Source organism: Verrucomicrobiia bacterium, from assembly GCA_035495615.1.
In the GTDB taxonomy this organism is placed as follows: Bacteria; Omnitrophota; Omnitrophia; order Omnitrophales; family Aquincolibacteriaceae; genus DATJFP01.
This window is the reverse complement of record DATJFP010000085.1, coordinates 1-13,300: the sequence shown is the minus strand read 5'-3', so window position 1 is coordinate 13,300 and position 13,300 is coordinate 1. Positions and strand designations below refer to the sequence as shown.

Annotated in this window: 15 protein-coding genes; all 15 read left to right on the top strand. The window is 57.8% G+C overall.

Translation table 11 applies throughout. From position 1 onward, the window contains the following. Window positions 1-16 precede the first annotated feature (16 nt). Window positions 17-319, top strand: a complete 303-nt coding sequence (locus tag VL688_10955; GenBank protein ID HTL48565.1) for a YggT family protein — start codon at window positions 17-19, stop codon at window positions 317-319. A 9-nt stretch (window positions 320-328) separates the two neighbouring features. Continuing rightward, entirely contained in the window at window positions 329-1,177 is an 849-nt protein-coding gene (locus tag VL688_10950; protein HTL48564.1) for a purine-nucleoside phosphorylase, read from the top strand. Window positions 1,178-1,180: 3 nt separating this feature from the next. Continuing rightward, entirely contained in the window at window positions 1,181-3,979 is a 2,799-nt protein-coding gene (gene ileS / locus VL688_10945) for an isoleucine--tRNA ligase (protein ID HTL48563.1), read from the top strand. Between the two features lie 25 nt (window positions 3,980-4,004). Next, window positions 4,005-5,543, top strand: coding sequence for an ATP-binding protein (locus VL688_10940; protein ID HTL48562.1), 1,539 nt, complete (start codon window positions 4,005-4,007; stop codon window positions 5,541-5,543). Between the two features lie 25 nt (window positions 5,544-5,568). Then, window positions 5,569-5,943 carry a response regulator gene (locus tag VL688_10935; protein HTL48561.1) on the top strand — a complete coding sequence of 125 codons (375 nt, stop codon included), beginning with the start codon at window positions 5,569-5,571 and terminating at the stop codon, window positions 5,941-5,943. Further along, window positions 5,943-7,226 carry an HD-GYP domain-containing protein gene (locus tag VL688_10930; protein ID HTL48560.1) on the top strand — a complete coding sequence of 428 codons (1,284 nt, stop codon included), beginning with the start codon at window positions 5,943-5,945 and terminating at the stop codon, window positions 7,224-7,226. Before VL688_10935 ends, VL688_10930 begins: the two co-directional genes overlap by 1 nt. Window positions 7,227-7,333: 107 nt before the next feature. Further along, a complete protein-coding gene (locus VL688_10925; protein ID HTL48559.1) occupies window positions 7,334-7,771 on the top strand; it encodes a TraR/DksA C4-type zinc finger protein in 438 nt (145 codons plus the stop codon). Between the two features lie 23 nt (window positions 7,772-7,794). After that, window positions 7,795-8,226, top strand: a complete 432-nt coding sequence (gene lspA, locus VL688_10920; GenBank protein ID HTL48558.1) for a signal peptidase II — start codon at window positions 7,795-7,797, stop codon at window positions 8,224-8,226. 14 nt (window positions 8,227-8,240) lie between these two features. Further along, complete coding sequence (gene lgt, locus VL688_10915) at window positions 8,241-8,987, top strand: prolipoprotein diacylglyceryl transferase (GenBank protein ID HTL48557.1); 747 nt, start codon at window positions 8,241-8,243, stop codon at window positions 8,985-8,987. A 2-nt stretch (window positions 8,988-8,989) separates the two neighbouring features. Continuing rightward, window positions 8,990-9,907, top strand: a complete 918-nt coding sequence (locus VL688_10910) for an RluA family pseudouridine synthase (protein HTL48556.1) — start codon at window positions 8,990-8,992, stop codon at window positions 9,905-9,907. Window positions 9,908-9,917: 10 nt separating this feature from the next. Further along, the gene (locus tag VL688_10905; protein ID HTL48555.1) at window positions 9,918-10,580 is read left to right on the top strand and encodes a zinc metallopeptidase; all 663 of its coding nucleotides are present in this window, start codon (window positions 9,918-9,920) and stop codon (window positions 10,578-10,580) included. Continuing rightward, window positions 10,577-11,464 (top strand): UbiA-like polyprenyltransferase, encoded by an 888-nt coding sequence (locus VL688_10900; GenBank protein ID HTL48554.1) that lies wholly within the window; start codon window positions 10,577-10,579, stop codon window positions 11,462-11,464. The genes VL688_10905 and VL688_10900 overlap by 4 nt, the downstream gene beginning before the upstream one ends. 1 nt (window position 11,465) lies before the next feature. After that, window positions 11,466-12,083 (top strand): flavin prenyltransferase UbiX, encoded by a 618-nt coding sequence (locus tag VL688_10895; protein HTL48553.1) that lies wholly within the window; start codon window positions 11,466-11,468, stop codon window positions 12,081-12,083. Then, the gene (locus VL688_10890) at window positions 12,080-12,937 is read left to right on the top strand and encodes a menaquinone biosynthesis protein (protein ID HTL48552.1); all 858 of its coding nucleotides are present in this window, start codon (window positions 12,080-12,082) and stop codon (window positions 12,935-12,937) included. Before VL688_10895 ends, VL688_10890 begins: the two co-directional genes overlap by 4 nt. A gap of 1 nt (window position 12,938) precedes the next feature. After that, on the top strand, window positions 12,939-13,300 hold a 362-nt coding region (locus tag VL688_10885; protein HTL48551.1), incomplete at its 3' end, for a radical SAM protein.

Here is a 13,300-nt window from a genome sequence, read left to right as displayed (position 1 = left end):
ACCAAGGAGGAATTCGATGTTTATTTTCGGGGAACTTTTTAAGAGCCTGGCCTTTTTGATCAACGGCGTTTGCCAGCTCCTTTACTGGCTGATCTTCGCGAGGATCATCATTTCCTGGTTTCCCGTGGACCCTTACCATCAGATCGTTCAGTTCCTGAACCAGGTGACGGAGCCGATTCTCGCGCCTTTCCGCCGAATCCCGCTGCAGATCGGGATGCTCGACATGACGCCGCTCGTCGCTTTCATCGCGCTGCATTTCGTCAATACCGTGCTGGTCCGGATCCTGCTCACCGCGGCTTATCAGTTCGGAGCGGCCTAGGAAATCTCCATGCCCATGAAGCAGGTTCAGAAATCCGGCCATGATCTCCTTGCACGCATCGATGAGGCCGCCGAAGCCGTCTCGCGCGCCGTCGAGGCAAAGCCCGAGATCGCCGTGATTCTGGGAACGGGACTCGGAGGCCTTTCGCGCAAGATCGAAGGAAAGACCGAGATCGCCTACGATCAGGTGCCGCATTTCCCGCAGGCGACGGTCGAGTCGCACCAGGGCAAACTCGTGTTCGGAACGCTGGCCGGCAAAGCCGTGGCCGCGATGGAAGGGCGCTTTCATTATTATGAAGGCTACAGCATGGATGAGGTCGCGTTCCCGGTGCGCGTTCTGAAGATGCTGGGCGCGAAGGTCCTTGTCGTGACGAATGCCTCGGGCGGGTTGAACCTGGCCTACCGCAAGGGCGAGCTGGTGCTGATCGAAGACCACATTAATTTCATGGGGACGAATCCCTTGATCGGGCCCAACGACGAGCGCCTGGGCCCGCGCTTTCCGGACATGATCGAGCCGTATTCGGCGCGGCTGGCAGGAATCGCCGAAGCGGCCGCGCGTAAGGAAAAGATTTCGCTGCGCCGCGGCGTGTATCTCGGCGTGAGCGGCCCTTGCCTGGAAACGCGCGCGGAATACCGCATGATGCGCGGCATGGGCGCGGACCTTGTCGGCATGTCCACGGTGCCGGAAGTGATCGCGGCCGTGCACATGGGCATGGAAGTGCTGGGGCTCAGCGTGGTCACGGACCTTTGCGATCCGGACCATCTGGAGCCCGTGAACATCAAGGAAATCATCAAAACGGCCAATGAAGCCGGGCCGAAACTCGATAAGCTCGTCGAGAGCTTTATCGCGGCGGTTTAATTTATGACGCAGGAAAAAAATTACAAAGACACGCTGAATCTTCCGCAGACGGAATTTCCCATGAAAGCCGACCTCGCGCGACGCGAGCCGGAGCTTTTGAAGAAATGGGAAGAGGAAGGGCTTTATCCGCGCCTGCGCGAGGCTTCAAAAAAGCGCAAGACGAAATACGTCCTGCATGACGGCCCGCCGTACGCGAACGGGCACATTCACATCGGCCATGCACTGAACAAAATCCTCAAAGACATCATCGTCAAATACCAGACGCTGAAGGGCCACGACGCGCCGTACGTTCCGGGCTGGGACTGCCACGGCCTTCCGATCGAACACCAATGCCTGAAAGACATGGGCAAGCGCAAGGAAGAAGTCGAGCGCGTGCCGTTCCGCAAGCAGGCGCGCGCGTACGCGGAAAAATTCGTCGGCATCCAGCGCGAGGAATTCAAGCGCCTGGGCGTTTTCGGCGAATGGGACAAGCCGTACCTCACGATGAACTATTCGTATCAGGCCTCGATCGCGGAATCCTTTTTGAAAATCTACGACAAAGGCTACATCGAGCAGCGCCTCAAGCCCGTGCCCTGGTGCTGGGACTGCGAAACCGCGCTCGCGGATGCGGAGCTGGAATACGAAGACAAGCTGGACGACACGGTGTACGTGCTTTTCCCGGCGTCCGATGCGCCCGGCTTGAATTACCTCGTGTGGACGACCACCCCTTGGACACTTCCCGCCAACGTGGGCCTTGCGTTTCATCCGGATCTCGACTACGTCACGGTCGAAACGGAAAAAGGCAAATTCATCTTGGCCAGCGAACTGCTCGGGAAACTCCAGGGCAAGCTGGGCTGGAGCCAGGTCAAGGAACTCGGCGTTCAAAAAGGAAAGGCCTTTGCCGGCAAAACCGCGAAGCATCCATTTTTGAACCGCGAATCCAAAGTGATCATGGCCGATTACGTGTCCGCGACCGACGGTACGGGCATCGTGCATATCGCACCGGGCCATGGTGAAGACGACTATGTGTACGGGTACATCCAGAACCACCTTCCGATCCTGTCGCCGGTCAATCACTGGGGAAAATTCACGAATGAATTTCCGGAAGCGGAAAACCTCCACGTGTTGAAGGCGGGCAACGCGAAGGTGATCGAGATCCTTCAGGGAAAAGGCGCGCTGGCGCACCAGGAAAAATACTCTCACTCGTATCCGCATTGCTGGCGCTGCAAAAAGCCCATCATCTTCCGGGCGACCCCGCAATGGTTCATGAAGATCGAGCATAAAGACCTGCGCGAGCGCATGAGCGCGGCGATCCAGAATCAAATCAAGTTCACGCCCGATTGGGGCAAGAACCGCATCGGTACCATGGTCGAGACGCGCCCGGACTGGTGCCTGTCGCGCCAACGCTACTGGGGCGTGCCCATTCCCATGGTGCATTGCCTGGACTGCCAGACCAGCTTTCCCGCGGACGCGAAAAAAATCCGGGAAGTTTTCGAAAAAGAAAGCGCGGACGCCTGGTTCAGCCGCCCGGCAACGGACTTCCTGCCGTCAGGATTCAAGTGCAAGTGCGGTTCCTCGAATCTCAAACAGGACGAAGACATCATCGACGTGTGGTTTGATTCGGGAGTCAGCCATCAGGCTGTCCTGCGCCATTCGGAAAAAACCGGCGGAGAGCTGCGCTATCCCGCGAACTTGTACCTGGAAGGCTCGGACCAGCACCGCGGCTGGTTCCAGAGCTCGCTCACGGCGGCCATGGCCATCGAGGAAACGCCGCCGTTCCGCGGCCTGCTGACGCATGGCTTCGTGATGGACGGCGAAGGGAAGAAAATGTCCAAGTCCGCGGGCAATGTGGTGAGCCCGCAGGATGTCATGAAACAATACGGCGCCGACATCCTGCGGTTGTGGGTTTCATCCTGCGACTACCAGTTCGACGTGCGTCTTTCCCCGGACATTCTGAAGCAGCTGGCGGACTCCTACCGCAAGATCCGCAATACCTTCCGGTACATCCTGGCCAATTTATATGATTTCAACCCGGACCAAGACGCGGTAGAATTCGAAGTGCTGAACCCGCTGGACAAGTGGGCCATCGTCACGACCGACAAGCTGGGCAAACAGGTGGACGAGGCGTACGCGTCGTTTGCCTTTCACGAAATCTACCAGCTGATCTATAATTTCTGCACGGTCCAGCTGAGCTCGTATTATTTTGACATTCTGAAAGACACCCTCTACACGGGGCGGCGCGACGGCGCCTTGCGGCGTTCGGCGCAGACCGGGCTCTTTTACATTTTGCGCAACATGGCCAAGTGGCTCGCGCCCATTCTTCCGCTGACGATGGACGAAGTCTGGCGCTCGTTTCCGATCGAAAGCGGCGTGAAGTCCGTGCATGAGAGCCTGTGGCAGGCGGAAGAGCGCCGCTGGGACGGCTACGAAGAATGGTCCCACATCCGCGCGATTCGGGATTCCATCACGCCGTCGCTCGAGAAAAAGCGCGAGAGCGGGATGATCGGCTCGAGCCTGGAAGCGAAGCTGTACCTCAAGGTCGGAGACGCGGGGCTGGCGCGCATTTTGGAAAAGAACTGGGACGAATTGCGGCGCGTTTTCATCGTGTCGCAGATTCACGTGCTCGAGGGCGCGCGGCAGGACGAAGAACAGGTGCCGTACCTCGGCGAAGGCGCGGGAGCAAAAATCACGTTGTCGGTGGAAAAGGCGGACGGCGCGAAATGCGTGCGCTGCTGGACGTATTCGCCTTTCGTCGGAACGCACAAGGAACATTCGGGCCTGTGCGACAAGTGCTTGGACGCAGTGGAGGCCATCAAGGCTTGATTCAAAAATTTTCACGGGGCAGGCGATGAGCTTTTATTTCAAGAAGCGTAAAGTAGTCGCAAGAAAAATCCTGGTCGGAGCCGCGCTGTTCCTGACCGGGGCCGTGAGCTTTTATCTTTTTTCCCGCCTGCCAGCGCGGTTTTTCCCCTCGCCGTGGCTTTCCCAGCCGCTTTTTACCGTCTTCCTGATGACCGCGCTTTGCCTGGTGGTGTACAAGCCGCTGGATTCTTTCTGCAGCCAGTTCCTCAAGAATTACTTCTTCAAGAAGAAGAGCTTCCGCCACATCACGCTCATGAATCTCACCGAAGAACTCGCGCTCATCCTCGACCTGAATGAGCTTGCGAACCTGGTCGTGAATACGTTCGGCGAAGTCATGCAGCTGAAAAGCGTGGCGCTCGTCGTGCCGAGCCGCGTGCGAGGGGACTTCGAGATCGCGTCCGCCTTCGGCTGGAATGTTTCCGATTACCGGCGCGTGCGTCTGCCGCAGGATTCGCCGCTGCTCCAGATGGTCCGCGAAAACGGCACGCATGTCATCGTGCGCGACCGTGTGGTGCGCATGCTGGCCTGGCAGGAAGCCAACAAGCTCACGCATGATTTCGAGAGCCTGCGCTGCCGGTGGGTGATCCCGCTTTTCGTGAAAAAAGAACTCACGGGCCTCATCGCGTTTTCCGCGCAGGTGCCGGACGCGGTGTTTGACGAAAGCGATTTTCATTTCTTCCGGGAATTCGCGGCGCCGGTCGCGACTTACATCCACAACGCGCTGAGCGTGCAGGAATTAAGGCTCGCAAATTCCGAGCTGCAGGACATCCAGTCGCAGCTCATCCAGAGCACGAAGATCAAGGCCATCGAACAGCTGGCGACAGGCATCGCCCACGAGATCCACAATCCGCTCACGATCATCTCCGGCAAGGCGCAGGTCCTGCTCCTCAAAAAAGACCGCGCACACATGAACGACCAGGTCGAGGAAGTGCTCAAAACCATCGTGAAGCAAACCAAGCGCGCGGCCGATATTACCAGGAAGCTTTTGATGTTTTCGCAGGGGTCCGGAGCGCCGAAAGAGAGCCTCAGGCTCGAGCAGATTCTCGAAGATACTATCGCGCTCGTGTCGTACCAGACCTCGCTGGACGGGATTGAAATCACGAAGTCTCTACGGGGCACGATCCCGGCGCTTTACGGGAACGTGCACGAGCTCAGGGAAGTGTTTTTAAACCTCATCCTCAACGCGGTTCAGTCGATCGGCTCCCAGGGAAAGATCCACATCGATATGAATTACCATGCCCGCGACGAGATCATCGATATCCAGATCTCCGACACGGGGCAGGGCATCGAAGCCGAACACATCGACAAGCTTTTTAATCCGTTTTTCACGACGCGCCATGACGCGGTCGGGCTCGGCCTCTTCGTCACCAAGCAGATCGTGCACCGTTACGGCGGATCGATCCGGGCCGAAAGCCGCAAAGGCGCGGGAAGTCTTTTTATCGTTCGTTTTCCGTATCTCGAAGCCTCGAAGCCGATTTCCTCCGCAGAGGAAAAGGTTTCGTTAACCCTGTTTCCCGAAACGTGACATCAGAGTCTTTTAGGAGGACCGTATGAGCAAGCTGCTGGTGGTCGACGATGAAGTGGAAATCTGCGATTTCTTGAAAGCGTTTTTCGAAGAAAGGGAATTTGATGTCCGCACCGCGCATAACGGGCCCGAGGCCCTGCAGATGATCCAGGCCGAATTGCCGCAGGTCGTGCTGCTGGACATCCACATGCCCGGCATGGACGGCATGAACGTGCTCCGCCAGATCAAAAAGGATTTTCCGCGCACGAAGGTCATCATGGTGACCGCGATCGAGACGCGCGAGAAGATCGAAGAGGCCATGCGCCTGGGCGCGGACAATTACATCACCAAGCCGCTCAGCCTGGAATACCTCGAAAAAGACGTGCAGGACAAAATCGAGCTTCTGACCGGGAACCGTTAATGAAACAGGCGTCCGCCATTGATTACCAGGCGGTCTTAAGGGACATCTCCCAAAGCATGGTCCGGCTGAAAAGGCCCGACCGCCTCCTCCGTATGATCACCCGGTATCTCGACCGGGAAATGAACATCTCTCACACCGGCATCATGGTCTTCAAGGAAGACCGCAAGCATTATTCCTTCGTGGACTCCAAAGGCACGGGACGCATTCCGGCCAGCCTCGTCAAATTCGAAACCGACCATCCTCTTGTTCGCTGGTTCGTGCATCCGGCCCCCAAAAAGTCGCTGCTCAAAGCAGATTATCTTTCCGAGTCCGTGCTCAAAAAAAATCTCAAGGCGCACGCGGCCGCGCTGAACGAAGACCTTAAAGCGGAAGCGGACGAGATCCTGCGCGTGCTGAAAAGCCTGCATCTGAAGCTTGTGGTCCCGGCCTATTTCAAGAAAAGCCTGCTGGGGCTGGTGCTGATCGGGGAACGCCGCGACAAGCGCCCGTTTTCGCACAAGGACATCGTTTTTTTTCAGATCATGACGCAGGACTGTTCCATGGCCATCAAGGCCGCGGAATATCACCGCAGCCTGGTCGAGAAAAAACAGGAGCTCGAGCACCAGCTGTCACAGGTCAAGCACCTCCGGGACAAAGAACAGAAGACCTATTATGAAATCATGCGCTCGCTCGCGTCGGAAGTTTATGCCAAGGACGCCTACACGTTCGGGCACATCGGGCAGGTGGAACGCCTCGGCCTCATCACCGCGCGCGAAATGGGGCTGGATCTGTCGGGACGTAAAAAGGACATCCTGTCCGCGGGCCTGATTCTTCACGACGTGGGCAAGATCGGGATTCCCGACCGCATCCTCAATAAGCCTTCCCAGCTCACGCCGGACGAGTGGGAGATCATGCGGACCCACGTGGACAAGGGCGCCAAGATCCTGGAGCCGCTCACGGATTTCAAGGAAGTGCGCGAAGTCATCCGCTGCCACCACGAGAATTTCGACGGCTCCGGCTACCCGCGCGGCCTGAAAGGCGACCAGATCCCTGTCGAATCGCGGATCGTGGCGGTCGTGGACGCCTTCCATGCCATCGTTTCCACGCGCTGTTACAGCAGCGGCAGGCCCATCGAAACCGCCTTCAAGGAACTCCGCCGCTGCGCCGGAAGCCAATTCGACCCCGAAGTCGTCGAGGCCTTCATCAAGGCCATGACCCGGGAAATGAAGAAGAGGGGAATCGACCCTCTCCAGCCCGCCGAAGACATCGTGCTCACCGAAGAAGAGGCCGCGGAAAAGGAGTAATGCCGCGGGGTTACGCTCCCCGGACAGACCCCAGAAAGTTATTGCTTTTGACGGTAAACGTTTTATAATACGCTTTCTTTTTTTACCACCTATCCGCGAGGGTCTTTATGCCTAATAAGAAAAAGAGCGAACCGAAAACCTCGGCAAAAGAAGAAAAAATCGACAAGAAGGACTTCAGCAAGTTCAAGAAGCTTCTCGAAGACCTGCGCTCGAAGATCGCGGGCAGCCTCGAGCATATCGAAGGCGATGCTCTGAACAAAAGCCAGCGCGACGCGGCGGGCGACCTTTCCGGCTATTCCTTCCACATGGCCGATATGGCCACGGACAATTTTGACCGCGAATTCAATCTCGGCCTCGCGTCCAACGAGCAGAACATCCTCAATCTCATTGACGATGCCATGCGGAAGATCAAGGACGGAACCTACGGCATTTGCGAGCCCTGCAGCAAGCCGATCCCGGTGAAGCGTCTTCTGGCCATGCCTTATGCTCCGTATTGCATCAAGTGCCAGGAAATCGAGGAGAAAAAACAACGTCCCGCCTCTTAGTCCGTTTTTATGCCACGGTCTTCCTGACGGTCCTTCTCGACCAGCTTTCGAAGCTCTTCATGGTAGGCCACCTTGCCCTGGGACAGAGCGTTCCCGTTATTCCGGGCGTCTTCCATTTCACCCTCATTTATAATACAGGCATTGCGTTCGGCTTTTTCCAGAACAGCGGCCTTCTTTTGTTCGCGGTCATCAGCTTGAGCATCGTCCTTCTTATTCTGGCAGGGCCGCGCCTGGCGGGCGACGGGCTTTCCGCCCAGATTTCCATGGCACTTATCCTGGGCGGGGCGCTCGGCAACTGGATCGATCGCTGCCGCGTGCATGCGGTCATCGATTTCCTTGATTTTCAGGTCTGGCCCGTCTTTAATATTGCGGACAGCGCCATCACCGTGGGCGTGGGCCTTTACCTGCTGAAATTCGTGTGCGACAAGTTCCGCAAATCAACCCCCGCATCCTGAAAAAGTGATCCACCATGAAACCCATACTCCTGAGCTGGGGACCTTTTCATATTTATTCTTTCGGGATGTCGGTCGCGGCCGGCGTCCTGCTTTCGCTTTTCCTCATGGGCCGTCAAGCCCGCCGCCAGGGCTTTCCGCCGCCTGATTTCGTCTTCGATCTGGTTTTTGTCGTTCTCCTTTCGGGTTTCCTCGGCTCCCGCCTTCTCTATACTTTTCAAAACTGGCATGAGTACGCGGGGCGTCCCTATATGCTGTTTGCCATCTGGGAAGGCGGCCTGATTTATTATGGCGGCGTCATCTTTTCCATCATCGCCGTGTGGATTTTTCTGCGCCTGCGCGGCATTTCTCCCCTGAAGGGGCTGGATTTCGTGATCCCTTATGTGACGTTGACGCATGCGTTCGGCCGTCTCGGATGTTTTTTGAACGGCTGCTGCAAAGGAGATTTTTGCGAGCTCCCGTGGGCCGTGCGTTTTCCGGACGACGGCGGCGCGGCCCGGCATCCCGCGCAGCTTTACGAGGCGGCGCTGAATGTTCTGCTCTTTTTTTTCCTGCGCCGCCGGTACGACCGCAAACGTTTTGACGGGGAAGTGCTGGGGCTTTATTTCATGCTCTATGCGCTCATCCGCTTCACCGTGGAATGCGTGCGGCAGGAAAATCCAAAGGCTTTCGGCTTGACATACAACCAGTGGCTGAGCGTTGCTTTTTTCCTTGCCGCGCTGCCGCTTTATCTTTTCGGAACCCGCGCAGCAAGGAAAAGCTAGCCATGGACCGCGAGCAGATCACCGTCGAAGAGGAATACGAAGGGTCGCGGCTGGACATTTTTCTGGCGACCGTCATGGCCGAGCGCTTTTCCCGCTCGCAGATCAAAAAGCTCATCGAAGAAGGGCGCGTGCAGGTCCAGGGCAGAGAAGTCAGCCCGCATTACAAAGTCAAAATCGCGGACCAGGTGGAAGTGTCCTGGGATTTGAAGCCGGACATGACCGCTCGCGCCGAAGACATTCCGGTCGAGATCGTCTACGAAGACGAGGAGCTGATCGTCGTCAACAAGCCCGCGGGCATGGTCGTGCATCCGGCCCACGGCAACCTCGAGCACACGCTGGTCAACGCGCTGCTCTTTCACGCGCACGGGCTGGCCCGCTGCGCCAATCCCATGCGCCCGGGCATCGTGCACCGCCTGGACAAGGACACGTCCGGCATCATGGTCGTGGCCAAGAACGACAGGGCCCACCGTTTTCTCGCGCGTCAGTTCAAGGATCATTCCATCGACCGCGTTTACCAGGCTATCGTGCGGGGCACGGTGCAGCACGAGGAAGGCATTTGCGAAGAACCCGTGGGCCGCGCTTTTTTGAACCGCAAAAAAGTCATCGTGAAGCCTTCAGGCGGAAAAGACGCGGCCACGCTGTTCAAGGTTCTGAAGCGTTACGACAGGGCCACGCTGCTGGAAGTCTATCCCAAGACCGGGAGGACGCATCAGATCCGCGTGCACATGTCGTATCTCGGCCATCCCGTGCTGGGCGACATTCTGTACGGCGTGGCGTCGCCGTGGATCAACCGGCAGGCGCTGCACGCCAGGGCGCTGGGATTCCGGCATCCGACCACGCATGAACGGCTTTATTTCGAATCGGATTTGCCGGCGGACATGAGAAATCTTTTGACGCGCCTCGAATCCTTGAAAGAATAGCGGAGGAATTTTGACAGCCGCGCTTTTGTTTCTCCTGGCCTCGGTCATGGCCTGCCTTGTCCAGCGGGTGGCTTTTCTCCGCTACGGCACGCATTTGAACCGCCGGCGCGTCACCGGAAGCGAGGCCGCGCGTTTCATTCTGGACGAATGTGATTATCCCGCGACGTCCATCGAACGCGGCCGCGCGGCCCGGGACCCCGCCGAGAAAAAAATGACCCTCTCTGCGCCGCTGTATGAAGGCGTGAGCCTCTGGGAAATTGCCGCGGTCGCGCGGGAAGCCGCTCTCTGGGCGCGTTTTCCCGGAAGCCTGGGATCGCCCGAATCGTTTTTCTCGAATCCGTTCTGGGAAGTTCCGGCCACGGCCATGGCCTGGGCGGCGCTTGTTTTGTCCATGGTGCCGGGCGTTCCGGCCGCGGCGGGAAAATTGCTCAGCGTTTTTTTCGGCCTCTTGTGGATCCGCGCGGCGGTGCGTTTCATGACGGAAAGAAAAGCGGGAGCCGAAGCCCTGCGTCTTTTGAAAAAATCGGGATACTTTGAAATGGATGAAATCGTCCGCTTAAAAAAGATTTTCAAGTCCTGGCAGGGCGAATCCTTCGCGGTGCTGGTGCAGGTGCCGGCCGCGCTCGGGCGCAGGCTGGCCCGGAAGTTTGTGCCGCAGGGAGGCCCGGCATGACCGAGCCGCAGGGGAGATCGCCGGTTCTTGCGAAGGCCCGGATCTACTTCGAGATGATCAAGTTCGAGCATTCGGTGTTCGCGCTGCCGTTCGCGTACATGGGGCTTTTTCTCGCCGAACGCGGCATGCCGCGCGGCCGGCTTTTTTTCTGGATCACGGTGGCCATGGTCAGCTTCCGCAGCATGGCCATGGGCGCCAACCGCCTGATCGACGCTGCCATCGATGCCCGCAATCCGCGCACGAGCGGCCGCGCGCTGCCCGCGAAAAAACTTTCCCGGCCCTTTGTCTGGGCCCTCACGCTGATGTTTTTTGCCGTGTTCGAAGTGAGCGCGTGGATCCTCGGTCCCTTGTGTTTCAAGTTGTCAGTTTTTCCCTTACTTCTCGCGTGGTTATACCCGGTGATGAAAAGATTTACGTGGCTTTCACATGCCCTTTTGGGTATCATACTCGGCATTGCCCCCTATGGAAGCTGGATCGCCGCCCGGGGCGATTTTTCCTGGGTTCCCGGCCTTCTGATGATCGGGATTACAGCGTGGGTGGCGGGTTTTGATATCATTTATGCCCTTCAGGACGTGGATTTTGACCGCCGTGAGGGCCTTTTTTCTTTTCCCTCGCGTTTCGGGCTGGAAAAAAGCCTGCGCGTGACCGCGTGGCTCCATGGCGTTACCGTGGTTGCCTGGGCGGCCATGGGCTGGCAGGCGGGTTTGGGCTGGATTTATGCTTCGGGACTGACGGCCGTAGTCATCCTCTTGGTGCGCGAACACTGGCTCATTAAGTCGTTCGGCCTGAAAAAGATCCAGGAAGCGTTCTTCACCCTCAATGCGATCATAAGCCTCGGCCTTTTTGCAGCCACCCTGACGGATCTTTGGATTCGGAGGTCTTAAAGTGAAACCCATTGTTGTGGCGCTCACCGGTGCGAGCGGCGCGGTTTACGGGATCCGGCTGGTCCAGGTCCTGCTCGAATCCGGCCGCAAGGTCGATCTCGTGGTTTCCGATCCCGCGCGCCTTGTCATCGCCGAAGAGCTTGGCGCTCCGGTCTCGAATCCTCTCCATCTCGAAAGCTGGGCCCCTTTCCTCGGCCGTGACCTCGAAGGAAAGCTTCAAGTCCATTCCGTCCGCGATTTCGCGGCCCCCATTGCCAGCGGTTCCTATCCTGTCGAAGCTATGGCCATCGTTCCCTGCAGCATGGGCACGCTCGGCGCGCTTGCTGCCGGGATTTCGCAAAACCTCATCCACCGCGCCGCGGACTGCGTCATGAAGGAAAACCGCCGGCTCGTCATCGTCCCGCGGGAAACGCCGCTCTCCGCCATCCATCTGGAAAACATGCTGAAACTCGCGCGCCTCGGCGTGCGCGTCGTGCCGGCCATGCCGGGGTTTTACTCGGGCGCCAAAACGATCGAAGAAATCGTGGACTTCGTGGTGGGCAAAGTCCTGGATCAACTCGACATTTCCCACGCGCTTTATCCCCGCTGGGTGGGACGGCTTCAGGAGGCCAAGAGATGAAGATGGGCGGGCTCAAAACGCTGGTGCGCATCGGGAAAATTTCCTACATCAACTGCCTTCCTTTTTATCACCGGCTTTTCGAAGGCGCCGCCTGGAAGGCCTCGGCCTACGAGCTCTACGAAGCCTATCCGACCAAGGTGAACCTGGCCATGCGCAAGGGGAAGGTCGACCTGGCCCCGATTTCCTCTCTGGAATACCTGAACCATGCGGACCAGTACATGCTCCTGCCTGATCTGGCTATTGGCGCCCGCGATTTTTCCGGAAGCGTGCTGCTCTTTTCCAAAGTTCCGATCGAAAAGCTGGACGGCGAAACCATTCTTCTGACGCGCCAGAGCCTCAGCTCGGCCACGCTGCTCCGCGTCCTGATGAAATTCAAGTTCAAATTTAAAAATGAATTCATTTCTTCCCAGGCCGGCCCGGACGAAGCGCTTTCCAAATGCAAGGCCGCCCTGGTCATCGGCGACGAGGCGCTTTTTTACGCGCCGGACGAATTTGTCTACAAATACGATTTGAGCGAGCTGTGGTGGAACTGGACCGAAAAACCGTTTTGCTTCGCGGTCTGGGCCGTGCGCCGCGATTTCGCCCAGGCGCATCCGGAAGAAGTGGCGCTCATCCTCAAGGACCTGCGCGAGAGCCGCGACCGCAATCTTACGGACCTGGAAGGGCTTTTGAAAGAAGCGATGAACATCACGTTTCTCGATCCTAAATTTCCCAAGGTCTACGGGTATTTTTTCAATCTCAATTTTCATCTGGACGAAGGCGTGATGGAAGGCCTCGAGCTTTTCTACCGCCTCGCGCAGCGCCTGGGTGTTTCGCCGAAAGCGAAAAAAATCGAATTCTTCAAAGAGGTTTGACGTGACGGGTCTTCAGGACAAAATCGACGAAATTCTCGCGAGGCGCCTCGACGGGCAAAGGCTTAGCCAGGAAGAGGGCGTCCTGCTTTATTCCGGGGACCTGCTCAAGCTGGGGCAGGCCGCGCAGACGCTCGTGAAGCGCCAGAACCCCACGGGCCAGGTCACGTTCATCGTGGACCGCAACGTCAGCTACACCAATGCCTGCGTGGTCGACTGCGACTTTTGCGCCTTTTACCGCCGTCCCGGCGACAAGGAAGCTTACGTCCTGACCTACGAACAGATTTTTCAGAAGATCCAGGAGCTGGTCGATCTCGGCGGCACGCAGGTGCTGATCCAGGGCGGCGTGAATCCGGAATTGCCGCT

Excerpts from the sequence above, each read along its gene's own strand:
- VL688_10955 (HTL48565.1), top strand. The coding sequence starts at position 17 with ATGTTTATTTTCGGGGAACTTTTTAAGAGCCTGGCCTTTTTGATCAAC.
- VL688_10950 (HTL48564.1), top strand. The coding sequence starts at position 329 with ATGCCCATGAAGCAGGTTCAGAAATCCGGCCATGATCTCCTTGCACGC.
- ileS (HTL48563.1), top strand. The coding sequence starts at position 1,181 with ATGACGCAGGAAAAAAATTACAAAGACACGCTGAATCTTCCGCAGACG.
- VL688_10940 (HTL48562.1), top strand. The coding sequence starts at position 4,005 with ATGAGCTTTTATTTCAAGAAGCGTAAAGTAGTCGCAAGAAAAATCCTG.
- VL688_10935 (HTL48561.1), top strand. The coding sequence starts at position 5,569 with ATGAGCAAGCTGCTGGTGGTCGACGATGAAGTGGAAATCTGCGATTTC.
- VL688_10930 (HTL48560.1), top strand. The coding sequence starts at position 5,943 with ATGAAACAGGCGTCCGCCATTGATTACCAGGCGGTCTTAAGGGACATC.
- VL688_10925 (HTL48559.1), top strand. The coding sequence starts at position 7,334 with ATGCCTAATAAGAAAAAGAGCGAACCGAAAACCTCGGCAAAAGAAGAA.
- lgt (HTL48557.1), top strand. The coding sequence starts at position 8,241 with ATGAAACCCATACTCCTGAGCTGGGGACCTTTTCATATTTATTCTTTC.
- VL688_10910 (HTL48556.1), top strand. The coding sequence starts at position 8,990 with ATGGACCGCGAGCAGATCACCGTCGAAGAGGAATACGAAGGGTCGCGG.
- VL688_10900 (HTL48554.1), top strand. The coding sequence starts at position 10,577 with ATGACCGAGCCGCAGGGGAGATCGCCGGTTCTTGCGAAGGCCCGGATC.
- VL688_10890 (HTL48552.1), top strand. The coding sequence starts at position 12,080 with ATGAAGATGGGCGGGCTCAAAACGCTGGTGCGCATCGGGAAAATTTCC.